Consider the following 25,037-nt stretch of genomic DNA (forward strand, 5'->3'; position numbering starts at 1 on the left):
CGCGGACGGGGAGCGTCAAACGCTAGGCGCGCGAGCGTCCGTGCCGGTGGCCGGTGCATCGTCGCACCGGCGCTCGCCGGCCATCACGAAGTGAGAGAAGCACCATGACGACAGCGCGCGCATTCTTCCGGCCCGAGCGGGCCGAGCCCGGCGGTCTCGGCGATCGTGCCGACGACCGGCCGGGCGTTGCCGACCGGTCCGGTTTCGCGGATCGCGATTTCGAATTCACCTCCGCCGATTTCGCCCGGATCCGCGAGCTCATCCACCGGCGCGCCGGCATTTCGCTGTCCGAACACAAGCGCGACATGGCCTATAGCCGTCTCGCCCGGCGTCTGCGCGCACGCGGTCTCGACAGCTTCCGTCGCTATCTCGACTTGCTCGAAGCGGAGAACAGCGCCGAGGAGTGGGAGGCGTTCACGAACGCTTTGACGACGAACCTGACGGCCTTCTTCCGCGAATCGCATCACTTTCCGATCCTCTCGGAATTCGTGAAGCGTCGCCAACAGCCGGTCTCGATCTGGTGTTCGGCGGCTTCGACCGGCGAGGAGCCGTACACGATTGCGATGACGCTCGTCGAGGCGCTCGGCGAGTCGCAGGCGCGTCAGGCGACCATTCTCGCAACCGATCTCGATACCCAGGTGCTCGCGAAGGGCGAGGCGGGCGTCTACTCGTTCGACCAGGTCAAGCAACTGAGCCCCGAGCGTCTGAAGCGCTTCTTCTTGAAAGGCACCGGCCCGCATGCCGGCTTGGTGAAAGTGCGTCCGGAATTGCGCTCGATGATTCGCTTCGCGCAGCTCAATCTGACGGATGCCGATTACGGGCTGCGTCAGCAGTTCGACGCCATCTTTTGCCGCAACGTGATGATCTACTTCGACAAGCCGACGCAGTCGCAAGTGCTCTCGCGTTTCGAGCCGCTCGTGAAGCCGGGCGGGCTCTTGTTCGCCGGTCACTCCGAGAACTTCACCTACGTCACGCAGGCGTTTCGTTTGCGTGGCCAGACAGTGTACGAACTTGCGCGCGACGCGCAGGCGGGCGGCCGCGCATCGCGCTCCCAAGCGCACCAGGAGGTGACGGTATGAGTGCGCTGCCGATCGCGACCAATTTGTACTTCGACAATCACTTCGGCCGGCGCGGCGTGAAGCTGTTGCCGAACGAGTTCTATACGACGCGCGAGGACATGGTGCTCGTCACCGTGCTCGGTTCGTGCGTGGCGGCGTGCATCCACGATCGCACGGCCGGTATCGGAGGCATGAACCATTTCATGCTGCCCGACGACGGCGAGCAGCCGAATCAGGCCGCGTCCGATTCGATGCGTTACGGCGCATACGCGATGGAAGTGCTCATCAACGAACTGATTAAAATGGGCGGCCGCCGCGAGCGTTTCGAAGCGAAGGTGTTCGGCGGGGCTGCCGTGCTCGCGGGAATGACGACGATCAACATCGGCGATCGCAATGCCGAGTTCGTCCGTCGTTACCTCGGGCTCGAGAAGATCCGCATCGTCGCCGAGGATTTGCAAGGCGTGCATCCCCGCAAGGTCGCCTTTATGCCCACTACGGGTCAGGCGATGGTGAAGAAGTTACGGTTGCAGCAGGACCCGACCGTGGCCGAGCGCGAACAGGCGCTCGCCAAGCAAGTGGAGCAAGCGCGGGCGGCCCGTCACGCTCGCGCGGCGCGCGCGACCGGCCATGCCGAGCTCTTCGCAACGAACGGCCAGGCGCAAAAGCCGCGTATCGAGCTGTTCGGCGCGCCCGCCGCTAAAACACGTTTGGAGATCGTGCGCGGCACGACTCCGATCAACAGCGCCAAGACCGTAGAGGAGGCGTAGTACCTGTGCAGAAAATCAAAGTATTGTGTGTCGACGACTCGGCGCTGATTCGTAGCTTGATGACAGAGATCATCAACAGTCAGCCCGACATGATGGTCTGCGCGACGGCGCCGGACCCGCTCGTCGCACGCGAGCTAATTAAGCAGCATAACCCCGACGTGCTGACGCTCGACGTCGAAATGCCCCGCATGGACGGGCTCGATTTCCTCGAAAAGCTGATGCGGCTGCGGCCGATGCCGGTCGTCATGGTGTCCTCGCTGACCGAGCGCGGTTCGGAAATCACGCTGCGCGCGCTCGAGCTCGGCGCGGTCGATTTCGTGACCAAGCCGAAGGTCGGGATTCGGGAAGGCATGCTCGACTACGCCGAAAAGCTCGCCGATAAGATTCGGGCTGCCGCGCGCGCTCGGGTGCGGGCCCGCTCCGCCGCACAGGCTCCGGCCGCGGGTAGCAACGCGACGCACGCGGCGGTCGCACATGCACCGATGTTCAACAACCCGCTTGTCAGTACCGAGAAGCTGATCATCGTCGGCGCGTCGACGGGCGGTACCGAAGCGATCCGCGAAGTGCTCGTGCCGCTGCCGCCCGATGCGCCGGCTGTTTTGATCGCGCAACATATGCCGCCCGGCTTCACGAAGTCGTTCGCGCAGCGTTTGAACGGGCTGTGCCGGATTACGGTGAAAGAGGCGGAACACGGCGAGCGGGTGCTACCGGGCCACGCGTACATCGCGCCCGGCCATGCACATCTGTTGCTTGCGCGCAGCGGTGCCAACTATATCGCGCACCTCTCCGACGATCCGCCCGTGAATCGGCACCGGCCTTCGGTCGACGTGCTGTTCCGCTCGGCCGCCCAGCATGCCGGCAAGAACGCCATCGGCGTGATTCTGACGGGTATGGGACGCGACGGGGCAGCAGGATTGTTAGACATGAGAAATGCAGGCGCATACACTCTCGCGCAGGATGAGGCGAGTTGCGTCGTTTTCGGCATGCCGCGCGAAGCTATTGCGCTCGGCGGCGCCGATGAGGTCGCGCCTTTATCGGAAATGAGCCGCAAAGTCATGACGAGACTGGCGGCGATGGGCGATCGAGTGCAGCGCGTGTGACCGGCCGCGATCCGGTTCTTGCGCCGACCAATTAAGGTTAAAGGGAAGAAAGATGGACAAAAGCATGAAAATTTTGGTCGTGGACGATTTTCCGACGATGCGCCGGATCGTCCGCAACCTGTTGAAAGAGCTCGGCTATGCGAACGTCGACGAAGCCGAAGACGGCGCGGCCGGCCTCTCGCGCCTGCAAGGCGGTGGCTTCGATTTCGTGATTTCCGACTGGAACATGCCGAACATGGACGGTTTGGAAATGCTCAAGCGCATCCGTGCCGATGCCGCGCTTTCGCATTTGCCGGTGCTGATGGTCACGGCCGAGTCGAAGAAGGAAAACATCATCGCGGCGGCACAAGCCGGCGCGAGCGGCTATGTCGTGAAGCCGTTTACCGCCGCTACGCTCGACGAAAAGCTCACGAAGATTCTCGAAAAGTTGACGAAGACCGGGAGCTGATGTGGATCAACCCAGCAATGTGCAGTCGGACGGCTCGGACAGCCCAGACCTGACAGCCGACCGGATCCTCGCGCGGATCGGTCAGCTCACGAAGACGCTGCGCGATTCGATGCGCGAGCTCGGATTGGATAAGCATATCGAGCACGCCGCCGAGGCCGTGCCCGATGCGCGCGATCGCCTGAAGTACGTGGCGAACATGACCGAGCAGGCGGCGGAGCGTGTCCTGTGCGCGATCGACATCGCCAAGCCGCTGCAAGAGCAGTTGCAAAGCGACGCCGCCGACCTCGACAGCCGCTGGGAGCGTTGGTTCGCCGCGCCGATCGAGCGCGAGGAAGTTCGTACGCTGATGACCGATACGCGCGCGTTCCTCGCCCGTGTTCCCGATACGACTGCCACGACGAACCAAAAGCTGCTGGAAATCATGCTCGCGCAGGACTTCCAGGATCTGACGGGGCAGGTCATCAAAAAGATCATGGACGTCGTGTACGTGATCGAGCAGCAGTTGCTGACCGTGCTGGTCGAAAACATCGCCCCCGAGCGCCGCGAACAGTTCGCGCAAACGGCGGCATCCCTCGCTGCGGATCCCAATTCGACGGCGACGCCCGATCATTTGCTGAACGGGCCGCAGATCAATCCGGAAGGACGCACCGACGTGGTGCAAGATCAATCCGACGTCGACGATCTGCTCGCAAGTCTTGGTTTTTGACATATTTCCGGCGCGCTCGCGCTAGTACCCCGACGAAAGGTCGCCTGCGCAATCGCAGGCGGCCTTTTTTCGATTGGGCGGGCGCGTAGGGAAGGATGTACCCGCTGAGCGGCGCCGAGGGGCGCTAGAAGATCAACCAAAAAAAGGGGTTCTTTCCAGATGTCGAATCGAATCATGCGCGCCGCCGTTTGCGCGGCGTTCGGATGCGCGTTGCTCTGCGCCGCGCTGCCTGCGTCGGCCGTCCTCGGCGGCGCGCCTACGCCGCCGAGCGGCGGGGCCGTCGCTACGTCGCGCACGCCCGTCGCCCATGTCGCGTCGAGCGGGGCGAGTGCGGCTAGCGCCGCGGCATACACCGTGACGCAAACCACGCTGAGCACCGGCACGGTCGTGCGCGAGTATGTCTCCAGCGCCGGCACGGTCTTCGGCATCGCGTGGAGCGGACCGATCATCCCTAATCTGCCGGAACTGCTCGGCACTTATTTCCCGCAATACGACAGCGCTCGCGCGGCCGCGCGCGCTGCGCAGCCGGGTCGCGGTCCTCTCAATCTCGAAGCGCCGGGCCTCGTGGTTCGCTCGGGCGGCCACATGGGCGCCTTCGCGGGTCAGGCTTACCTGCCGCAAGCGCTGCCGGCCGGCGTCGGCGCCGGCGATATCCGATAACGAACGAAAAACGAGGGGAAACATGTTGGGTATCAACGGGAAATGGATCCGAGCGCTCGGCGCTTTCGGCTTGGCCGCGGCGATTGCATTGGTGGCGGGTTGCGGCGGGGGAGGCGGAGGAGGTGGCGGCTCCGGCGGATCGAGCGGCACGAGCAGCAGCACGAACGGCACGTCGAGTTCGACGTCGAGCGTTGGCGGGACGGCGGCGAACAATCAAATCGCCGTGACCGTGTCGTCGGGGCTGAACCTGGCGCTCAAAGCGCCGAACATTCCGATGGTCAGCGTGACGGTGTGTCAGCCCGGAACCAGCATCTGCCAAACCATCGACAACATCCAACTCGACACCGGCTCCTACGGCTTACGTCTGACGAAGGATGCCTTGGGGACGTTCCTTTCTTCGTTGCCGGCGGAAACCGTGTCCGGCGGCAAAACCCTCGCCGAATGCGCAGGCTTTGCCGATGGGTTCAGCTGGGGCTCCGTGCGCCTGGCCGATGTGAGGCTCGGCAGCGAGTTGGCGTCGAATCTGCCGATTCAAATTTTGGGCGATATCTCGCAATCGGCGTTCGGTAGCGGCGCCGGCGCCACGCCGAGCAATTGCAGCAGCGGTACGCTGAACGACACGCCGTCGAGCCTCTCGGCCAACGGCATTCTCGGCGTCGGTACCGCCCGCTACGACTGCGGCAGCAATTGCGTGACCAACTTGACGAATGGGATGTACTACGCGTGTTTCAGCACCCCAAGCTGCGCGCAAACGACCGTTCCCCTGAATCAGCAGGTGGGCAACCCCGTTCGGTCGTTTGCCGCGGATAACAACGGGATTGCGCTCACCATGCCCACGGTCACCTCGACCGGCGTTTCGACCGCCACGGGCGTGTTGACCTTCGGCATCGGGACCCAGACGAACAACGTCCAGCCGTCCTCGGGATTGGTCCGATTCCAGACCGACGTCTACGGCGACGTCCCGCAGGCCATGATGACGAGCATCGGCACGCAGACGTATGCGTTCTTCGATTCCGGGTCGAACGGATTGTTCTTCCCCGATACCACGATCGCGCAATGTTCCGGCAGCAGCTTCTTCTGCCCGGCGACGACGACTACGCGCGTCGCCAATTTGACCGGATATAACGCCGCCACGAGCGCAATCACGCTGAATATCGCCAACGCTTCCACGCTGATCGCGAGCAACGGCTTTGCGTTCGACGACCTCGGGGCCTATCTCGATCCGGCGACGAGCGGCATTTTCGCGATCGACGTCGGCATGCCGTTCTTCTACGGGCGTACGTTCTACTTCAACTACGACGCGGTAGGCATGGGCAATCAGGGTGTCGTGTCCAATACGTACGTGTCGTTCTAAAAACCTTTTCTTCCCTCGTGCAAGGCAGGTGGCTCGCCCGCCGCGCCTTGCCGCGTATCCGGGCGGCCTATCATAGATTTGCCCGATATTTCCCGTCTTTCTATTCCATTTCACCGATAAATCTAGTCCCGCGGCAGGCAGTTGCACCTGGCGGTTGTGGGGCGTTGCCTCGCCGTAATATCGGAACGATGCGATTCGGTACGAACTTTGCACGAGGATCGCGCTCATATAGCACCGCCAGATGTACTAGATTTTTAGAGCAGCCACGCCCGATCGGCGGCGTGGCCTTCCGGCGGTCGCGCCTACGCGCTCGAAAAAATTCAATTAGGGAGGCACCGATCCGATGTCGAATCGTCCGAATTCTCCTTTACGCGCCGGCGCCCGAACGGCTCTCGCATCCGCTCTCGCAGCGCTGACCTTGCCGGCCTGGGCGGCGCTCGGCGGCGCACCGATGACCGTGCCCGTCGATGCGACCACGACCGCCACAGCCGCCCCCGTCGCCCATGCCGCATCCACCGCGGCTTCGGCATCCGGTACCGCGCCGAACGCCCAATACACGGTACGGGCGACGAAATTCTCGAGCGGCACGACCGTGCGCGAGTACATCGGCGCGGACGGGAACGTCTTCGGGATTGCCTGGAACGGCCCCAGCATGCCCGACCTCCAGGCGCTCCTCGGCAGTTATTTCTCGCAGTACGCAAGCGGCGTCAAGGCGATCCATGCGGCCCGCCGTAGCCGAGGACCCGTTGCCGTCGAGGCGTCCGATCTGGTCGTCCATTCGGGCGGCCATATGGGCTCGTTCTTCGGACAGGCCTGGCTACCGAGCGCGTTGCCGGCCGGTTTGACCGGCGCCGACATCAAGTAACCGAACGAACGAGGAGAACCATCTTGCGTACTCAAAGCAGAGTCGTTCGGGCGCTGGGCGCGCTCGGGATTGCCGCCGTCGCCGTGCTTCTCGCTGCCTGCGGCGGGGGCGGAGGAGGGGACAATTCGGCCGGCTCGGGCAGTGGTGGCGGCGGTGGCCAGGTGGCCGCGAATCAGGTTGCCGTGACCGTGGGTCAAGGCGTGCAAAGCGTGGCGAATATTCCCACCGTCAGCGTGACGATCTGCGTGCCGGGCTCGAGCGTCTGTCAGACGGTGAACAACGTTCAAGTCGATACCGAGTCGTTCGGCCTGAGGCTCGCCAGCTCGGCGATGAACCAGGTACTGGGATCGTTGCCGCAAGAAACGGTCGCCGGGCTCCCGATCGCGGAATGCACGGCATTCGCGGACGGTCATACCTGGGGTTCGGTGCGTACCGCCGACGTGAAAATCGGCGGGGAAACGGCCGCGAACTTGCCGATACAGGTTATCGGCGATTTGTCGCCGAGCGCCGTCGTCACCGGCGGCTGCTCGTCGGGCATCCTGGAGTTGACACCCGCCGACCTGAGCGCGAACGGGATTCTCGGGATCGGCGTGGCGACGAGCGATTGCGGGACGCTTTGCGCAACGGCGCCTGTGGGCAACAGCTACTACTACGCGTGTCCCGGCAACGCCAACTGCACGCAGACCCTAGTCCCTCTCGCACAGCAAGTCACCAATCCCGTCGCTAAGTTCGCCTCCGACAACAACGGCGTCATGTTGTCGATGCCGGGCATCGGGCCGAGCGGGCAGTCCACTGTCACCGGAACGCTCACGTTCGGCATTGGGACGCAGTCGAACAACGCGATGTCCGGGACGGCGACGAAGCTCACGACCAACCAGTTCGGCGATGTCAACGCGACTTTCGCCGGCAACGCGACGACAGCCTTCTTCGATTCGGGATCGAACGCGTATTTCTTCACCGACGGCACGCTGTCGAACTGCTCGGGGGCTGCTTCGTCGTTCTATTGTCCGGGCTCGACCGTCACGCGCACGGTCAACGTCGCCGATTACAACGCATCGACCTTAGGGGCGCCGAGCGGCCTTGCCGTGTCGATGGCGGTCGGTAACGCGACGTCGTTGCTCGCGAACGGCAATTTCGCCCTCAACGATCTGGCCGGTAACCTCGGCGGCGCGACGTTCGTCGATATCGGCATGCCCTTCTTCTACGGCCACAACGTCTACTACGGACTCGACCAGTCGGGCTCCGGCGGCCCCGCGCCGTTCGTCGCTTTTTGACCCGCGGCCCCGAGCAATTCGGGGCGCGATCATCCGCCGCATTCCTTCCCAAGGTGGCGCGCCCGGCACGCGGCGCGCCCACCGTCTCTCGCGAGCCTTGAGCGCCGCCGATTCCGCGCGCGGCCGGCCGGGGCGCCGATCACTCGAAATGCACCCGTTTCCCCCGCCTTATCCGCCGATCGTCCGTTGACCCATCCGGGAATAATCGCTCTCACTGGATAACGGCATGTCGCCAAGTTTCTTGCGGAGAAATTTCCTGTGGCAGAGGACAGCGACCTCGACAAAACCGAAGCAGCGACCCCCAGGCGCCTGGAAAAGGCGCGCTCGGAAGGGCAGGTCGCACGCTCGCGGGAATTGGCGACCTTCGCGTTGCTCGCCGCCGGCTTCTTCGGCGTTTGGGGCCTTTCCGGCCCGATCGGCATGCATTTGCAGCACTTGATGCGCGGCGCATTCATGTTCGACCACGCCACGCTGCTCGACACGAACCGGATGTTGATCGGCGCGGCCAACGCAGGCCGCGAAGGCTTCATGGCGGTGATGCCGATTCTCGCGTTGACGGGCTTGGCGGCGATCGTCGCCCCGATGGCGCTCGGCGGCTGGCTGCTCTCGCCGAAAGTCTTCGAAGTGAAGCTCGAGCGCTTAAATCCCGTCGCCGGCATCGGCCGCATGTTTTCGATCAACGGCGTGATCCAGCTCGGTATGTCGCTCGCCAAGACGCTGCTCGTCGGCGTGATCGGCGGCACGGCCGTGTGGCAGCGCAAGGATCAAATCCTCGGGCTCGCCGGCGAGCCGCTCTTTCGGGCACTCGGCCACGGTATGTCGATCGTCGCCGTGTGCTGCGCAACGACCGTTGCCGGCATGTTCCTCATCGCCGCGGTCGACGTCCCTTATCAACTTTGGCAGTACCACAAGAAGCTGCGCATGACGAAGGAAGAAGTGAAGCGCGAACACCGCGAAAGCGAAGGCGACCCGCACGTGAAGGGCAAGATTCGCCAGCAGCAGCGCGCCATCGCCCGCCGCCGCATGATGGCCGCGGTGCCGACGGCCGACGTGGTCGTCACGAACCCGACGCACTATGCGGTCGCGTTGCAGTACGCGGACGGCGAAATGCGCGCGCCGAAGGTCGTCGCCAAGGGCGTGAACCTCGTCGCGGCCCGTATCCGGGAGATCGCCGCGGAGAACAACGTCGCTCTGCTCGAAGCGCCGCCGCTCGCTCGCGCCCTTTATCACAACGTCGAATTGAACCGCGAAATCCCCGGCTCCCTGTACAACGCGGTGGCCGAAGTGCTCGCCTGGGTCTATCAACTGCGCCGGTTCCGCGAGGAAGGCGGCGACGTTCCGGCCGCCCCGACCGAGCTCGAGGTGCCGGCGGAGATGGACAAGAAGGGCCCGATTTCCGAGGCCGACGAACGCGAAGAAGCCGACGAAGCGCTCGGCGACGCAAATGAAGGAGCATCGGCATGAACGCGCGCGTCGGAAGCCTTTTCGGCAAGGGACAAGCACTGAGCGGCACGAACCTGCGCGCGCTCGCAGGTCCGATCCTGATCTGCATGATCCTCGGCATGATGATTCTGCCGTTGCCGCCGTTCCTGCTCGATCTACTGTTCACGTTCAACATCGCGCTGTCCGTGATGGTGCTGCTCGTCAGCATGTACACGCAAAAGCCCCTCGATTTCGCGGCGTTCCCGGCCGTGCTGCTGTTCTCGACGCTCTTGCGCCTGTCGCTGAACGTGGCCTCGACCCGGGTCGTGCTGCTCGAAGGCCATACGGGCCCGGGCGCTGCGGGCCAGGTCATCGAATCGTTCGGGCACTTCCTCGTCGGCGGCAACTTCGCCGTCGGTATCGTCGTGTTCGTGATCCTGATGGTCATCAACTTCATGGTGATCACCAAGGGTGCCGGCCGTATCGCCGAAGTGGCCGCTCGCTTCACGCTCGATGCGATGCCCGGCAAGCAGATGGCGATCGATGCCGACTTGAATGCGGGCCTCATCGACGAAGCCGGCGCGCGTAAGCGTCGCCAGTCCGTGTCGCAAGAAGCCGAGTTCTACGGCGCGATGGACGGTGCCTCGAAGTTCGTGCGCGGCGATGCGGTCGCGGGCCTCATCATCATGGTCGTGAACGTGCTCGGCGGGCTCATCGTCGGCGTCGTGCAGCACGGCATGGATTTCGGCGCGGCCGGCAAGACCTACACGCTGCTCACGATCGGTGACGGCCTGGTCGCGCAGATCCCCTCGCTCGTGATCTCGACCGCGGCCGGCGTCATCGTCTCGCGTGTCGCGACCGACGAGGACATCGGCACGCAGCTCACGGGGCAACTGTTCACGAACCCGCGCGTGCTGATGATTACCGGCACGATCATCGTGATCCTGGGCCTGATCCCGAACATGCCGCACTTCGCCTTCCTCCTGCTCGGCGGCGGTGCGATCCAACTCGGCCGCACGATGAAAAAGCGCGCCGAAGCCGCGAAGAGCGGAGCCTCGCTCGTCGATGTCGCGCCGGCCGTCACGGCCCCCGCGGAAAACAACGAAGCGAGCTGGGACGACGTCACGCTTATCGATACGCTCGGCCTGGAAGTGGGCTACCGCCTGATTCCGCTCGTCGACAAGAACACCGACGGCGAATTGCTCAAGCGCATCAAGAGCATCCGCAAGAAGTTCGCGCAGGAAATCGGCTTTCTGCCGCCCGTCATCCACATTCGCGACAACCTCGAGCTGCGCCCGAACGGTTACCGGATCGCGCTCAAGGGTGTCGAAGTGGGCGTGGGCGAGGCCTACCCGGGCCAGTGGCTCGCGATCAATCCGGGCCAAGTCTCGGCCGCGTTGCCGGGCCAGCCCACGCAAGATCCGGCCTTCGGTCTGCCGGCGATCTGGATCGATACGAATTTGCGCGAGCAAGCGCAGGTGTACGGCTACACGGTGGTCGATGCGAGCACGGTCGTCGCCACGCACTTGAACCATCTCGTCGTGCAGCATGCCGCCGAATTGCTCGGCCGCCAGGAAGTGCAAGCCCTCGTTACGCGCACCGGTAAGGATGCCCCTTCGCTCGTCGAAGACCTCGTGCCGAAGACGCTGCCGCTCACGACCCTGCAAAAGGTCCTGCAAAACCTGCTCGAGGAAGGCGTGCCGATCCGCGATATGCGCACGATCCTCGAGGCGCTCTCCGAGCACGCCGGCAAGCTGACCGACGCGCACGATCTGACTGCTTGCGTCCGTCTGGCCTTGGGCCGTGCGATCACGCAACAGTGGTATCCGGGCGCCAACGAAATGCAGGTCATGGGTCTCGATTCGAACCTCGAGCGCGTGCTGTCGCAAGCGCTCGCGACGGGCGCCAACCCCGGGCTCGAGCCTGGCCTCGCGCACACCCTTCTGACGGCGACGCAAAAGGCGATCAACCGTCAACAAAATGCCGGGCTGCCTCCGGTGCTGCTCGTGCAGCACGCGCTGCGCGCGATGCTTGCGCGATTCCTGCGCCGCAGCCTGCCTCAGTTGAAAGTGCTCTCGTACGCCGAAGTGCCCGAGACCCGCACGATCAAAGTCGTTAACCTCATCGGGGGTCAAGCTTGAACATTCGTAAATTCATCGGCGCAACGAGCCGCGACGCGCTGCGTCTCGTGCGCGAGGCCCTGGGTGCGGACGCAGTCGTGTTGTCGAACCGGACCAATGAAGACGGCAGCGTGGAGATCGTTGCGCTCGCCGATACCGATTTCGCGCAAATTGCCCCCGATGCGGGCGAAGCCGCCTCGCACGGCGCGCTGCAAGGTTTGCCTTCGCCGGCGGCCAATCCCTACGCTGCCGTCGGTATGACGCAGCCGGCCGGCTCGTATGCGAGCACGGCGCCGGGTGCGATGGCTTCGAACCCCTACGCGAATGGGATGCCGGACGTGTTCTCCGCCGTGTTCGGCGCGAGCCCCGAAGTGGGTGCCGCGGCATCCGACGAAGGCCGCGCGCCGTTCTCCGACGCCGCCTCGATCGCGGCCCCGCGTTTGCCGGAGCGCGACCGCGCAAGCTTCGCCGCGCGCTCGGCCGCGCCGAGCCTGCCCGCATCGACGGGTACGATCGGCGGCGCGAGCACCGGCGAAGCCGATCCGTCGCTGACGATGGCCGAAACGAATCCCTGGTTGATCGATCATGCTCGCCGTATCGCCGCGCAAAACGAGCGCGCCGCCCACAGCTCGCGCGCGCAAACGATGACGCCCGCCGCGGCGGCCGCCAAGGGTCTCGGTACGCCGGGCCGCGTGCTCGCCGGCGAAGAGCTCGAGACGTCCCAACTGCCCGATTGGGCGCATGAAGCCGCCCGCGTTGCCGCGCGCCGCGCCGTGCCGCGCGTGAAGCCGGCCTTTGAAGGGGCGAGCGAGCAAGACGCGCAAGCCATGGCCGACGCCGTGCGCTCGCGTGTCGAAGAGATCGTCAACCAAACGGTGATGAGCGAGTTGTCGGCGATGCGCGGCATGATGGAGGAGCAGTTCGCCGGCCTGGCGTGGGGCGAGCGTCAACGCCGCAGCCCCGTCAACGGCGAAGTGACGAAGGCGCTGTTTTCGGCCGGCTTCTCCGCGCAGCTGGTGCGCATGGTGGTGGAGCACATGCCCGAAGTCGAAAACTTCGACGCGGGGATGGACTGGGTGAACCAGGTGCTCGCCTCGAACCTGCCCGTTCTGGAAAACGAAGACGAGTTGATGGAGCGCGGCGGTGTGTTCGCGCTGATGGGCCCGACGGGCGTCGGCAAGACGACGACGACGGCCAAGCTCGCCGCGCGCTGCGTCATGCGTTTCGGCGCAAGCAAAGTGGCGCTTCTGACGACCGACAGCTACCGGATCGGCGGCCATGAGCAACTGCGCATCTTCGGCAAGATCCTCGGCGTATCCGTGCATGCGGTGAAGGACGCGGCCGATTTGCAACTCGCGCTTGCCGAGCTGCGCAACAAACACATCGTGCTGATCGACACGATCGGCATGAGCCAGCGCGATCGGACCGTATCGGACCAAATCGCCATGCTCTGCGGGGCGGGTCAGCGGGTTCAGCGACTGCTGCTGCTGAATGCGACGAGCCATGGCGATACGCTCAACGAGGTCGTGCAAGCCTATCGCAGCGCGCCGGGGCAACCCGAGCTGGCCGGCTGCATTCTGACCAAGCTCGACGAGGCGACGAACCTCGGCGGCGTGCTCGATACGGTGATCCGCTACAAGCTGCCCGTGCACTACGTGTCGACCGGACAGAAGGTGCCCGAGAACCTGTATGTCGCCGCGAAGAAGTTTTTGATCAAGAGCGCGTTTTGCATTCCGCGCGACGGCTCGCCGTTCGTACCGCACGACGACGATATTCCCGCCTTGCTCTCGGCGCTGTCGAGCCGCTCGAGCGCCGAACTTCACGAGGTTCGCTTTGGTTAAGCAAGTGACCGATCAGGCAGAAGGGCTGCGCCGGCTGCTCGCGAAGAGCGGGTCGCGCGTGGTGGCCGTCACGGGCGGTCCCGTGGGCGTCGGCTGTACCTCGACCGTCGTGAATTTGGCGGCGGCGCTAGCTGCGCTCGGTAAGGACGTGCTCGTGATCGACGAGCGCCTCGGCAGCCGTTCGGTCTCGGCGATGCTGGGCGGCTTGCACAGCGCGGGCTCGCTGCGCGCGCTGATGGACGGGGAGATCTCGCTGGACCAGGCGTGCGCCCGTCACGAGTTGGGATTTTCGGTGCTCGCCGCTTCGCGCGAGAACTGTGCGGGCTACAGCGCGGCGCAACTCGGTTTGCTGCTGTCGGGGCCGGCCGACGTGGTGCTCGTCGATGCGCGGCTCGACCGTCAAGGCGCGTTTTCGCTGCTCGCCTGCCAAGCGCACGACGTGATGATCGTCACGCGCGTGGCGGCCAGCGCGATTACGGAAGCGTACGCCTGCATGAAGCGCTTGCACTTCGAACATGCGATCGCGCAGTTTCGCGTGCTCGTCAATCACGTGTCGAGCCTCGCCGATGCGCACACGACGTTCGAGAACCTCGCCGAAGTGGCGGCGCGCTATCTGACCGTGTCGATCGAGGATGCCGGCTGCGTGGCGGCCGATCCGCTGATGGAGCGGTCGTTGGAATTGGGGCGGTGCGTCGTCGATGCATTCCCGTCGACACAGTCGGCGCGGGATTTTCGGCACGTTGCCGCGGAAATGTTGTATTGGCCGATGCGCCCGGCGATGGTTTCGCCGCGCTCTGATGCCACGGTGCGCTCGGCCATGCCGGCGTCGGCGCTCGCCGACGCGGGCGTTGCCGAACGCCAACATGCTTGAAACGTTAGGGACAAGGAGAAGGGGGCCCTCGATGTACAACGCTCAAGGGAAAATGTCCCAGAAGGATGTGTTGACGCAATACGCGCCGCTCGTGCGCAGGTTGGGTTTGCAGCTCGTGGCAAAAATGCCGGCGAGCGTCGATTTGGACGATTTGATTCAGGCCGGCATGATCGGCTTGCTGGACGCGGCGAGCCGCTACAAGGAAGATCAAGGCGCGCAATTCGAAACTTACGCGAGCCAGCGCATTCGCGGCGCGATGCTCGATGAGCTGCGCAACAACGATTGGTTGCCGCGCAGCTTGCGCAAGACGTCGCGTGAAGTGGAATCGGCCGTGCACCATGTCGAGCAGCGCCTCGGCCGGTCCGCGAGCGAGACCGAGGTAGCCGATCATTTACAGATGCCGCTCGACGCATACCAGTCGATGCTGCAAGATCTGCACGGCAGCCAGCTCATCTATTACGAAGACTTCGACCGCTCGGCCGACGACGAGCCGTTCCTCGACCGCTACTGCGTCGATCACGCGGATCCGCTCTCGGCGCTGCTCGACGAGAGCTTGCGCGCGGCGCTGGTCGAGGCGATCGATAAGCTGCCGGAACGGGAGAAGCTGTTGATGTCGCTGTACTACGAGCGCGGGATGAACCTGCGCGAAATCGGCGCGGTGATGGAAGTTAGCGAATCGCGCGTCTGCCAGTTGCATAGCCAAGCCGTTGCCCGGCTGCGTGCGAAGCTGCGCGAAATGGCTTGGGCGAGCGTCGACTGATTTCGCTCGAGCAGCGACGAGTTCTCTGGCGGCAGCCTACGCCCGCCAGCCCCACGCGCTCGGCAAGAAAGCGATCGACCCGCGTTTGACGTCTGCGCAACGCACGTCCGATCGAGCCTCGCGTTAAGATCTCCCGCATCGCCGCTTCATCAAGAAGCCGGCTTCGCCGCGGGAGCAACGCATGCCTGTCACGGGCTTTAGCCATTACAACCTACGCGCCGATCGAGCGACGCTCGATGTCTTGCGCGATTTCTACGTCGATGTCGTCGGTCTGCGTTTGGGCTCGCGCCCGCCGTTCCGCAGTTTCGGTTATTGGCTTTATATCGGCGAACAAGCCGTCTTGCACTTGTCCGAAGCTGGCCCGCTCGAGCAGCGCATGGCGCATGTGACCGGTACGTTCGATCATGTGGCGTTCGAATGCGTGGATATGGCCGCTTTCGAGGCGCAGCTACGGGCGCGCGGGATCGATTTTCGGCGCGGCCACGTGCCGGTGCTCGATCAATGGCAGCTATTCTTCGTCGATCCGGCCGGTAACGGCGTCGAGTTGAATTTTGCCGTTTCGCAGGAGCGATAGACGATGCATGCACTTGCGCTAAATGCCGCGCTTGTCGTCATCGACATGCAAAACGGCATCAACCGGCCGGCCCTCGGCCGTCGTAACAATCCCGCCGCCGAAGACAATATCGACGCGTTACTGACTGCCTGGCGCGCAACGCGCAGGCCGATCGTGCATGTCCGTCATATTTCCCGCTCGCCCGAGTCGATCTTTTGGCCTGGCCAGAGCGGCGCCGAGTTTCAGCCGCGCTTTGTGCCGCTGGCGCATGAGCACGTCGTCGAGAAGAACGTTCCCGATGCTTTTGCCGCGACCGGGCTTGAGCGGTGGTTGCGCGTGCGCGATATCGCCCAGCTCGTGATCGCCGGCGTCATCACGAACAATTCCGTCGAAGCGACGGCGAGAAGCGCGGGGAATTTGGGATTCGAGACGATGGTGGCGTCGGACGCGGCCTTTACGTTCGATCTGCACGACCTGAACGGACGGCTATGGCCGGCCGAGGACGTGCATGCGCTGTCGCTGGCGAACCTCGCGATGGATTACGCGGTGGTGCTGACGACCGAGGCGATCGTGGGCGGTATGCAACCGGTTGACGCACTGTAACCCGTTGGGTTGCAGTGTCTGAATGATCAAGTCCTTTGCACACAAGGGCCTTGAACGTTTTTTTGCGTCTGGCAGCATGGCGGGAATTCAGGCGATGCACGCCCGACGACTGCGCCAAATCCTTTTGCTTTTGAATGACGCAGTTCGAATCGAGGATATGGATGCACCGGGTCTTCGCTTACATCCGTTGAAGGGCGATAGGAAAGGGTTCTGGGCTGTAACCGTCCAGGCGAATTGGCGCGTCATTTTCCAGTTCGAGGGCGGTGATGTTTATATCGTCGACTACATTGATTATCACTAAGGGCAGGGTCGCCATGCGTATGCATAATCCGCCGCATCCCGGCGAAATCCTTCATGACTTATGGCTCGAGCCGCTCGAGCTTTCGATCACGCGCGCCGCCGATGCGCTCGGTGTGTCGCGTAAAACGCTTTCCGAGATCGTCAACGGTCGAGCTGCGATCAGTCCGGAGATGGCCGTGCGTCTGGAGATGGCATTCGGTAAGAGTGCAGAATCTTGGCTCGCGCACCAAGCTGCGTACGATCTATGGCAGATCGAGCAACACAAGGAAGAATTACACGTGCATTCATTTAAGCACGCTGATTAGCGCGTGCAGCGGCGCGAGCGTTGCCTGTATGGCGGGCGCTCTAAATTGCAGCGCCAGCGACGGCACCAAAAAAATCGGACGCTTCGAAGCGTCCGATTTTTTGCTCCACTCTTGGGCAACTCAAACCGTCGCCATCCGCCCGTCGGGTCCATAAACGCTGGCCGGGGCGCGTGAGCCGGCGCCGCGCAAGATGGCGAGCGCGCTCTGGTTGTAGTTCATCCGGATGCGGATCATCAAACCGTTCGTGGCGTTCGCGCGGCGCGCCCGTTGCACGACCGCTTGCAGCAATTGCCATTGCTTGCCGAGCCGCGGATCGTCCGCGATCGCGAGCTCCATGCCCTTCCAGCCGGTGGGCAAGCCCATCTGGCGAAGCTGATCGTCGCGCGTCTTCTCGAGCGACGCGAGCTTCTCGGTCAAATCCGTCTTCTTCTCGACGATGTCGGGCAGCGTCTCGAGCGGCGATACCGCGGCGAGTGCCTTTTCCTCATACATCAGCAAGGACGCGAACGCTTCGAGCGTCGCGTGTTCTTCGGTCACGGTGGCAAGTAGGGCGTCTCTCATCTCATCCGCCAAAAACTCAGGTGCGCGTGCGCGCGCTCAAACAAAGCCGATAGGCCCGCACGGCAGCCGGTGCCGCCGCGTCAGCCGCCAGTCGACTGATTCTTCATCAATTCGCGAGCCGTCGCGAGAATGCCGTCCGCGATCTTGCCCGCATCCATCGTCAACGTACCGTTGGCGATCGCCTGCTTGATCGACTCGACGTGCGCGACGTCGATGTCGGCTTCGCCCGATGCTGCCAGCGAGCGAAGTTGCGACGACAGCCCCGATAGGCTGACATTGGAATCCCCGCCGGCGTTTTGAGCCGGCGCGGCGTTACCGCCCGTCGGCGCGGCGCTGGCCGCGGCTTGGCCGCCTTGACGGGCACCCTGCACGCCACCCTTGGGCGACGTCAGGCTCGAAGTGGAGGTGGAATCGACTTTCACGATAGCTTCCCGAACGATTTCGATTTGAGTGTGATAACGGCGACACTCCACGAAACTTTAGCGCAATCAGGAAGAACACCTGTCGACGCTGCCCCGGATTTTGGGGTCGATCCACCCGGCGCCTCCACGCACCGGCCGTCTCAGCCCAAATCGGCCCGGTCAGCCCTGCCACTGTCTACATCTGCACTTGCACGGTCGCGCCATCGACAACGGTGCCGGAAATGATCTGGCCCCCAGCCATCTTGACGCGAACCTGCTGTCCCGGCGACGCGTTGTTCATGACGCTGCCTTCGGACGAAATCGTGAAACCTTGGCCTTGCGCCACGACCTTGACCGTTTGGCCGATCGTGACCGCACTGGCGCTTTTGAGTAAATCTTGCCGCAGCGGCATGCCGGCGCCGATGCGGACGATGGCCGTCGACCCGACCGCTTGCGACGGATCGGTAATGATTGCGCGCGGCAGATTCGAGAGGTCGCCGTTGCGAGCCAGAAGATCCTGCGCCGTGATGAGGCTGCCCGGATCGATCTGGCGGGCTGCGAGGTAGTACGTCGACTCGATCGCGATGCGCGCCTGCAAGTAGAGCGTCCACGGCTTGGCGCCGGCGCAGCGCACGCCCACCGACGTCGTGCCCCACAGCCGCGCGCCCGTCGGCATGAAGGGCTCGAGCGTCGTGCAGGCCGCCAGGCCGCGCGGGAAGCTCGGTGCAACCGTAATCGTGATCTTGCCGGGCAAGCCGACCGTTTGTTGCTGAAGGAACGCGAGTGCCGCACGGCGGATGGTTTCGCCGTCTTCTTGGCCGGCAGGGGCGTTCGAGGCAGGCGCAAGTGCCGCCGCGACTGGGGCGCCCGTCGATGCCGCCGCTACGCCCGCGCTGGCCGGCACGTTAGCCGCGACGGCGTTCGTATGTGAATTGGCCGGTTGTTCGATAGCGATCGGCTGCACCGAGCGAACGGTGCGCTGCGGCGCGGTGACGAGCACGGGCATGACGCGGGCGGCGGCCGGCATCGTCGAGGGCCGGGGCTGCGCGCTAATACGGGGCAATTCCGACGCGGCGTTCGCGGCCCCGGCTTCGCCGGGACCCGGGATGACGATCATTTGGCTTGTCGGCGTACCGGTCGCGGCCGTTGCCGTTGCTGCCCGCGCTTCGCCGGGCCCTGGGATCGAAATCGCCGCGCCGCTCGGGGCGCTCGCGTGTGCTTCGCCCGGGCCGGGAATATAGATCTGTCCGCTCGCGCCTGCGCTTTGCGCTTGCGCCGCACCGAAGGGCGCCAGCACCGTGGCCAGCAGCAAGCCGGCCGCACCTCGCGCGAGGCGCGCACGCCGCTCGCCCAGGGCGCGCGGGCCATGGCGGCGCGCGGAATCGGGGGCAGCGAATACGGACATCGATTTCTCCATCGAAACAATTCGAACGACGAATCGAATTCTAGGGCTCGCGCGAGGCGCGCAAACGTTGAATAGAGGGCGGCTTCCCCGGTTATTCGTCCGATTGGCTCTTGCCGGCCGACCCTAAGATGCACGTCATGCAAAAAAGTCTTCCCGGCGGCCCCTTGTCCCGAACCAAGGTGAGGCCGAGAAGCGGCACCAAGCGGCCGACGCTTGATTACGGAGAAACCCGATGCTGGACAAACTCGATGCCGAATTTGCCTTCGGCCGTGAAGCGCTCGATGTGCGCGCCTATCGGCAGGAGCTGCTCTCGTCGAACATCGCCAACGCCGACACGCCCGGCTACAAAGCGCGCGACGTGAACTTCGGTTCCTCGCTCGCCGTCGCCTTGAAGCGCAGCGGCGCGGCGCAAGGCTCGAGCGCGGTGGCCAGCTCGGGCACGGCACCGCTGCCGATGGCCCAACCGGCCGGTGTGACGAGCGGCATGACGATGGCATCCACCGAGCGCGGCCATATGACGGGCAACGTTCAGTTGATCCCGACGGGCGGCCAAAGCCAGGACTACGGCACGCTGGCGTACCGGATTCCGACGCAGCCCTCGCTCGACGGCAACACCGTCGATCTCGACTCGGAGCGCGTGCAATTCGCCGACAACACCGTGCATTACCAATCGGGCATGACCGCCATGACGCAAGAGATCAAACAGATGCTCGCGGCGATCACCTCGGGCGGTTAAGGCGCCCGGTCCCGTTTTTGTAGTGACGAGTTTTCGAATCGTTCAAGCGTCAATCGAAAGAGGCAAATAAGCCATGGCATTGATGAACATTTTCACCGTCGCGGGCTCGGCGCTGTCGGCCGAATCCGAGCGGCTCAACGTGACCGCGTCGAATTTGGCGAACGCGAACAGCACGACGGGCCCGGACGGTCAGCCGTACCGCGCCAAGCAGGTCGTTTTCGGAGTCAAGCCGCTCGGCGGCGAGAAGACCGCGAGCGGCCAGCAAGTGGGCGGCGTGCAGGTGACGAACGTCATCGACGATCCCACGCCGATGAAGACCACCTACGACCCAAGCAATCCCGCGGCGGATTCGAACGGCTACGTGACGATGCCGAACGTCGATCCGGTGCAGGAAATGGTGAACATGATCTCGGCCTCGCGCTCGTACCAGGCCAACGTCGAGACGCTGAACACCGCCAAGAACCTGATGCTGAAAACCCTGACGATCGGCACCTGAGGAGATATTGAGTGACGTCATCCAACACGACCATCGCCAGCGGCGGCACCGTTTCGCAGCAGCTGCTCGATACCATCAACGGCACTTCGTCGAATTCGAGTTCGTCGTCGAGCTCGTCGTCCCCCAACTCGGCGAGCTCGTTGCAAACGACCTTCCTGAAGCTGCTCGTGACGCAGTTGCAGAACCAGGACCCGACCAATCCGATGGACAGCACGCAAATGACTTCGCAGCTGGCCCAGATCAACACGGTGACGGGTATCAGCCAGCTGAATACGACGCTGACCTCGCTGGCCTCGCAGCTCTCGGCCGGACAAAACGCGCAAGCGTCGCTCTTGATCGGACAGAACGTGCTCGTGCCCGCCGCCTCGACGGGCGCGACGACGACCGTGGGCAACGGCGCCTCGACGGGCTTCGGCGTGTCGCTGTCGTCCGCCGTGTCGGACCTGAAGGTCACGGTCAAGGACAAGTCGGGTGCCATCGTCAATACGCTCGATCTCGGCGCCCAGCAGGCCGGCACGGTACCGGTCACCTGGAAGCCCGTCGACTCGTCGGGCAAGACGTTGCCCGACGGCACCTACACGCTTTCGGCCACCGGCACCAGCAGCAACGGTACGGCGGCGACGGTCACCGCGCTCACGGGGGCGCAAGTGCAGAGCGTCGTGCAGCAAAGCGACGGCAGCACGGGCCTGATGCTCAATAACGGCACCACGGTGGGCATGACCAGCGTGTCCGCCATCCTGTAACTGTAACGAACTCACGAATTCATCCGAAGGGAGACCGCTAAATGGGCTACCAACAAGGCTTGAGCGGATTGTCCGCATCGTCGAACGACCTCGACGTCATCGGCAACAACATCGCCAACTCGAACACCGTCGGCTTCAAGCAAAGCACGGCGCAATTCGCCGACTTGTACGCGAATACGATCGCGACGTCGGTCAACGATCAGATCGGTATCGGCACGCAGCTCTCGGGCGTTCAGCAAGACTTCAAGCAAGGCACGTTCAACACGACGGGCCAAGCTTTGAACGTCGCGATCAACGGCACGGGCTTTTATCAGATGTCGAACAACGGCACGCTCACGTATTCGCGTAACGGCGTGTTCCAGCTCGACAAGAACGGCTTCATCACGAACTCGCAAGGCCTGCAACTGATGGGCTACGCCGCCAACGCGAACGGCGTCATCAATTCGGCGCAAACGGTGCCGATCCAAGTGCCGACGACGAACATCGCACCGATCGCCACGCAAAACATCACCGCGCAGCTGAACTTGAACGCGCAGGATGCTGTGCCCACGGTCACGCCGTTCGTCTCGACGAACTCGCAGACGTACAACTACTCGACGTCGATCCAGACCTACGATTCGCTCGGCGGCTCGCAACAGGTCAACATGTACTTCGTGAAGACGGCGACCAATAGCTGGGACGTCTATTCGGGACCGGCTTCGGGCGCGATCAGCAAGGTCGGCACGGTCGGCTTCAGCACGGCCGGCGCGCTGAACTCGACCACGGCGACGGCTCCCGCGAGCTCGCCCGCCACGGGCCAGATCACGTTCACCGTGCCGAACACCGACGGCAGCGCGACGCCGCAATCGCTCACGCTGAACCTGGCCGGCACGACGCAGTACGGCGGCACCGATGGCGTGAACAACTTGAAGCAAGACGGCTACGCCTCGGGCCAGCTCACGAATTTCGCGATCGGCGCCGACGGCACCATCTCGGGCACGTACTCGAACGGCCGCACGCAATCGCTCGGCCAGATCGTGCTTGCGAACTTCAACAACCCGAACGGGCTGCAAAACCTCGGCGGCAACGAGTACGCGGAAACGTCGGCTTCGGGCGTGCCGCAAATCTCGGCGCCGGGTAGCACGAACCACGGCACGCTGACGGGTGGTGCGGTCGAAAACTCGAACGTCGATCTGACGAGCCAGCTCGTCGATCTGATCACGGCGCAGCGCAACTATCAGGCGAACGCGCAGACGATCAAGACGCAGCAGACCGTCGACCAAACGCTGATCAACCTGTAAGCGCGCGAAGCCGCCAGTACCGCAGAACAAGGCGAGTCATGGACCGACTGATCTATACCGCGATGACGGGCGCCTCCGAGGCGCTCGAACAGCAGGCCGTCGTGGCCAACAACTTGGCGAATACGTCGACGACGGGTTTTCGCGCACAACTCGCGAACTTCCGCAACGTGCCACTCAGTTTCGGCGACGGCTCGACGGTCAACAACGACACGACGCGTACGTTCGCGCTGACGGCGACGCCGAGCTCGGACTTCGCGCCGGGCCCGATCTCGCAGACGGGCAACCCGCTCGACGTCGCGATCGCCGGTCCCGGCTGGCTGTCCGTGCAAACGGCGGACGGCAACGAGGCTTATACGCGCGCCGGCAACTTGCACGTCGACGAAAACGGCCAACTGGTTACGGCCACGAACCAGCCGGTGCTCGGCACGGGCGGCCCGATCGCGATTCCGCCGGGCGCGACCGTGACGATCGGCAAGGACGGCACCGTATCGGCGCTTGGCGCGGGCGATTCGCCTTCGCAGATCGTCGTGCTCGATCAGCTCAAGCTCGTGAATCCCGAGGCCGGCACGATGACACGCGGCGACGACGGCATGTTCAGGACCGCCGACGGCCAGCCGGCCGATGCCGATCCGACCGTCACCGTGACGCAAGGCGCCATCGAGGGCAGCAACGTGAATTCGGTGGCGGCGATGGTCTCGATGATCACGAACGCGCGCCAGTTCCAGATGCAGACGAAATTGTTGCAGACCGCAGACCAGAACGATCAGACGGCCAACCAACTGCTGTCGTTCACCTGACCGGTTTTCGGCTAACGCCCGAACCGGATTGAAATTACCAGGAGATTCACCATGAACCGCTCGCTTTACATCGCCGCAACCGGCATGAACGCGCAGCAGGCGCAGATGGACGTCATTTCGAACAACCTCTCGAACGTGAGCACGACCGGCTTCAAGGGCTCGCGGGCGGTGTTTCAAGACCTCATCTATCAAACGCTGCGCCAACCGGGTGCGAACTCGACGCAACAAACCGAGCTGCCCTCGGGCCTGCAAGTCGGCACGGGCGTGCAACAAGTCGCGACCGAGCGTCTGTACACGCAGGGCAACATGCAGCAAACCGGCAACTCGAAGGACGTCGCCATCAACGGCAACGGCTTCTTCCAAGTGCAAATGCCCGACGGCACGACGGCCTACACGCGCGACGGTTCGTTCCAGACGAACGCGCAAGGCCAGCTCGTGACCTCGAGCGGATATCAGGTCATGCCGCAGATCACGATTCCGCAAAACGCGACGTCGCTCACGATCGGCAGCGACGGTACGGTCAGCATCAAGGTGGCCGGCTCGACGAACAATCAAACGATCGGCACGATCCAGCTCGCGACGTTCATCAACCCGGCCGGCCTCGAGTCGAAGGGCGAGAACTTGATGGAGGAGACGACCTCCTCGGGCGCGCCGAACGTGACGACGCCGGGTCTGAACGGCTCAGGCACGCTCAACCAGGGCTACCTGGAAGCGTCGAACGTGAACGTCGTGCAAGAACTCGTGAACATGATCGAGACGCAGCGTGCGTACGAGATCAACAGTAAGGCGGTCCAGACTTCGGACCAAATGTTGCAGACCTTGAGCCAGATGTCGGTTTAAGGACAGTAGTAGCACTTTGATGAGCAGGCGGTAGACGAAGATGTCGCAGACGAGCCGAATCCCCTTTCGCGTGCGCGGGTTGCGCGCGGCAGCCACGCTGACCTATGCGAGCGCGCTCGCAGGGGTGCTGACGGGCACTTTCGCCGGTTGCGCGCAGATCGAGCACCGCCAGCCTATCGTGCAGCAACCGATGACGGCGGCGCCGCCGGTGCCGCCGCAGTTGCAGCCGCCGGGCTCGATCTACAACCCCGGCTATGCGGGCCACCCGCTATTCGAAGACCAGCGGCCGCGCAACGTCGGCGACATTCTCACTATCGTCATCGCCGAAAACATCAACGCGACGAAGTCTTCGGCTGCCGCCGCGGGACGCAACGGCACCACGAATCTGTCGGTGCCGACGGCGGGCTTCTTGAAGGGCCTGTTCAATCACGTCGATCTGAGCGCAGCGGGTGCGAATACGTTCGGCGGCTCGGGCGGCGCCAACGCGTCGAACACATTCAACGGCACCATCACGGTGACCGTCACGAACGTGCTGCCCAACGGCAATCTCGTCGTGAGCGGCGAGAAGCAGATGCTGATCAACCAGGGTAACGAGTTCGTGCGATTCTCGGGCGTCGTCAATCCGAATACGGTGTCGGGCGCGAACACGGTGCTCTCGACCCAGGTGGCCGATGCGCGGATCGAATACTCGGCGAAGGGCTACATCAACGAAGCGGAAACGATGGGATGGCTCCAGCGTTTCTTCCTCAACATAGCCCCTTGGTGATTGCG

Annotated in this window: 28 protein-coding genes; 25 read left to right on the top strand and 3 right to left on the bottom strand. The window is 63.9% G+C overall.

The genetic code is table 11. The features are described 5' to 3' along the window. Positions 1-104: 104 nt before the first annotated feature. The 18 genes from AB1286_RS12470 to AB1286_RS12555 all read left to right on the top strand — a co-directional run bounded on the left by AB1286_RS12470 (position 105) and on the right by AB1286_RS12555 (position 17,007). Entirely contained in the window at positions 105-1,079 is a 975-nt protein-coding gene (locus AB1286_RS12470; protein ID WP_430363577.1) for a CheR family methyltransferase, read from the top strand. Continuing rightward, positions 1,076-1,825, top strand: a complete 750-nt coding sequence (cheD, locus tag AB1286_RS12475; RefSeq protein WP_430363578.1) for a chemoreceptor glutamine deamidase CheD — start codon at positions 1,076-1,078, stop codon at positions 1,823-1,825. The genes AB1286_RS12470 and cheD overlap by 4 nt, the downstream gene beginning before the upstream one ends. A 5-nt stretch (positions 1,826-1,830) precedes the next feature. After that, positions 1,831-2,925, top strand: coding sequence for a protein-glutamate methylesterase/protein-glutamine glutaminase (locus tag AB1286_RS12480; protein WP_430363579.1), 1,095 nt, complete (start codon positions 1,831-1,833; stop codon positions 2,923-2,925). 52 nt (positions 2,926-2,977) lie between these two features. Continuing rightward, positions 2,978-3,373, top strand: coding sequence for a chemotaxis response regulator CheY (cheY, locus tag AB1286_RS12485; RefSeq protein WP_430363580.1), 396 nt, complete (start codon positions 2,978-2,980; stop codon positions 3,371-3,373). Between the two features lies 1 nt (position 3,374). Next, entirely contained in the window at positions 3,375-4,079 is a 705-nt protein-coding gene (gene cheZ, locus AB1286_RS12490; protein ID WP_430363581.1) for a protein phosphatase CheZ, read from the top strand. A gap of 159 nt (positions 4,080-4,238) precedes the next feature. Continuing rightward, positions 4,239-4,739 carry a DUF2844 domain-containing protein gene (locus tag AB1286_RS12495; RefSeq protein WP_430363582.1) on the top strand — a complete coding sequence of 167 codons (501 nt, stop codon included), beginning with the start codon at positions 4,239-4,241 and terminating at the stop codon, positions 4,737-4,739. A gap of 22 nt (positions 4,740-4,761) precedes the next feature. Continuing rightward, on the top strand, positions 4,762-6,093 hold the full coding sequence (locus AB1286_RS12500; protein ID WP_430363583.1) for a DUF3443 family protein: 1,332 nt from the start codon (positions 4,762-4,764) through the stop codon (positions 6,091-6,093). 343 nt (positions 6,094-6,436) lie between these two features. Further along, positions 6,437-6,958 carry a DUF2844 domain-containing protein gene (locus tag AB1286_RS12505; RefSeq protein ID WP_430363584.1) on the top strand — a complete coding sequence of 174 codons (522 nt, stop codon included), beginning with the start codon at positions 6,437-6,439 and terminating at the stop codon, positions 6,956-6,958. A gap of 23 nt (positions 6,959-6,981) precedes the next feature. Next, positions 6,982-8,232, top strand: a complete 1,251-nt coding sequence (locus AB1286_RS12510) for a DUF3443 domain-containing protein (RefSeq protein ID WP_430363585.1) — start codon at positions 6,982-6,984, stop codon at positions 8,230-8,232. A 258-nt stretch (positions 8,233-8,490) separates the two neighbouring features. Beyond that, positions 8,491-9,696, top strand: a complete 1,206-nt coding sequence (flhB, locus tag AB1286_RS12515) for a flagellar biosynthesis protein FlhB (RefSeq protein WP_430363586.1) — start codon at positions 8,491-8,493, stop codon at positions 9,694-9,696. Beyond that, the gene (flhA, locus tag AB1286_RS12520; protein ID WP_430363587.1) at positions 9,693-11,795 is read left to right on the top strand and encodes a flagellar biosynthesis protein FlhA; all 2,103 of its coding nucleotides are present in this window, start codon (positions 9,693-9,695) and stop codon (positions 11,793-11,795) included. The genes flhB and flhA overlap by 4 nt, the downstream gene beginning before the upstream one ends. Beyond that, positions 11,792-13,615, top strand: a complete 1,824-nt coding sequence (flhF, locus tag AB1286_RS12525; protein ID WP_430363588.1) for a flagellar biosynthesis protein FlhF — start codon at positions 11,792-11,794, stop codon at positions 13,613-13,615. Before flhA ends, flhF begins: the two co-directional genes overlap by 4 nt. After that, positions 13,608-14,486, top strand: coding sequence for a MinD/ParA family ATP-binding protein (locus AB1286_RS12530; RefSeq protein ID WP_430363589.1), 879 nt, complete (start codon positions 13,608-13,610; stop codon positions 14,484-14,486). The genes flhF and AB1286_RS12530 overlap by 8 nt, the downstream gene beginning before the upstream one ends. Positions 14,487-14,517: 31 nt before the next feature. Next, positions 14,518-15,246 carry an RNA polymerase sigma factor FliA gene (locus AB1286_RS12535; RefSeq protein ID WP_430363590.1) on the top strand — a complete coding sequence of 243 codons (729 nt, stop codon included), beginning with the start codon at positions 14,518-14,520 and terminating at the stop codon, positions 15,244-15,246. A 181-nt stretch (positions 15,247-15,427) separates the two neighbouring features. Continuing rightward, positions 15,428-15,820: a VOC family protein gene (locus AB1286_RS12540; RefSeq protein ID WP_430363591.1), complete on the top strand. Its 393-nt coding sequence runs from the start codon at positions 15,428-15,430 to the stop codon at positions 15,818-15,820. 3 nt (positions 15,821-15,823) lie between these two features. Then, positions 15,824-16,402 carry a cysteine hydrolase family protein gene (locus AB1286_RS12545; RefSeq protein ID WP_430363592.1) on the top strand — a complete coding sequence of 193 codons (579 nt, stop codon included), beginning with the start codon at positions 15,824-15,826 and terminating at the stop codon, positions 16,400-16,402. Between the two features lie 22 nt (positions 16,403-16,424). Beyond that, the gene (locus AB1286_RS12550; protein ID WP_430363593.1) at positions 16,425-16,703 is read left to right on the top strand and encodes a type II toxin-antitoxin system RelE/ParE family toxin; all 279 of its coding nucleotides are present in this window, start codon (positions 16,425-16,427) and stop codon (positions 16,701-16,703) included. After that, positions 16,669-17,007: a HigA family addiction module antitoxin gene (locus AB1286_RS12555; RefSeq protein WP_430363594.1), complete on the top strand. Its 339-nt coding sequence runs from the start codon at positions 16,669-16,671 to the stop codon at positions 17,005-17,007. Before AB1286_RS12550 ends, AB1286_RS12555 begins: the two co-directional genes overlap by 35 nt. A 120-nt stretch (positions 17,008-17,127) precedes the next feature. Here AB1286_RS12555 and AB1286_RS12560 read toward each other — a convergent pair whose 3' ends face one another. The 3 genes from AB1286_RS12560 to flgA all read right to left on the bottom strand — a co-directional run bounded on the left by AB1286_RS12560 (position 17,128) and on the right by flgA (position 19,374). After that, entirely contained in the window at positions 17,128-17,568 is a 441-nt protein-coding gene (locus AB1286_RS12560; protein ID WP_430363595.1) for a flagella synthesis protein FlgN, read from the bottom strand. Positions 17,569-17,648: 80 nt separating this feature from the next. After that, a complete protein-coding gene (flgM, locus tag AB1286_RS12565) occupies positions 17,649-17,990 on the bottom strand; it encodes a flagellar biosynthesis anti-sigma factor FlgM (protein ID WP_430363596.1) in 342 nt (113 codons plus the stop codon). A 175-nt stretch (positions 17,991-18,165) separates the two neighbouring features. Next, positions 18,166-19,374: a flagellar basal body P-ring formation chaperone FlgA gene (gene flgA / locus AB1286_RS12570; RefSeq protein ID WP_430363597.1), complete on the bottom strand. Its 1,209-nt coding sequence runs from the start codon at positions 19,372-19,374 to the stop codon at positions 18,166-18,168. Positions 19,375-19,606: 232 nt separating this feature from the next. Here flgA and flgB point away from each other — a divergent pair, with 232 nt between their 5' ends. From flgB to flgH, 7 genes are all read left to right on the top strand, one after another. Continuing rightward, positions 19,607-20,110, top strand: a complete 504-nt coding sequence (gene flgB, locus AB1286_RS12575; protein WP_430363598.1) for a flagellar basal body rod protein FlgB — start codon at positions 19,607-19,609, stop codon at positions 20,108-20,110. 73 nt (positions 20,111-20,183) lie between these two features. Continuing rightward, positions 20,184-20,606, top strand: coding sequence for a flagellar basal body rod protein FlgC (gene flgC / locus AB1286_RS12580; RefSeq protein ID WP_102644083.1), 423 nt, complete (start codon positions 20,184-20,186; stop codon positions 20,604-20,606). Positions 20,607-20,617: 11 nt separating this feature from the next. After that, positions 20,618-21,349, top strand: a complete 732-nt coding sequence (locus AB1286_RS12585; protein WP_430363599.1) for a flagellar hook assembly protein FlgD — start codon at positions 20,618-20,620, stop codon at positions 21,347-21,349. 41 nt (positions 21,350-21,390) lie between these two features. Then, positions 21,391-22,629, top strand: a complete 1,239-nt coding sequence (gene flgE, locus AB1286_RS12590) for a flagellar hook protein FlgE (RefSeq protein WP_430363600.1) — start codon at positions 21,391-21,393, stop codon at positions 22,627-22,629. Positions 22,630-22,667: 38 nt separating this feature from the next. Beyond that, entirely contained in the window at positions 22,668-23,426 is a 759-nt protein-coding gene (flgF, locus tag AB1286_RS12595; protein WP_430363601.1) for a flagellar basal-body rod protein FlgF, read from the top strand. Between the two features lie 51 nt (positions 23,427-23,477). Next, entirely contained in the window at positions 23,478-24,266 is a 789-nt protein-coding gene (gene flgG / locus AB1286_RS12600) for a flagellar basal-body rod protein FlgG (protein WP_430363602.1), read from the top strand. Between the two features lie 40 nt (positions 24,267-24,306). Continuing rightward, the gene (gene flgH, locus AB1286_RS12605) at positions 24,307-25,032 is read left to right on the top strand and encodes a flagellar basal body L-ring protein FlgH (protein WP_430363603.1); all 726 of its coding nucleotides are present in this window, start codon (positions 24,307-24,309) and stop codon (positions 25,030-25,032) included. Positions 25,033-25,037 lie beyond the last annotated feature (5 nt).

This window comes from Trinickia sp. NRRL B-1857 (genome assembly GCF_050470685.1).
GTDB lineage: Bacteria > Pseudomonadota > Gammaproteobacteria > Burkholderiales > Burkholderiaceae > Trinickia.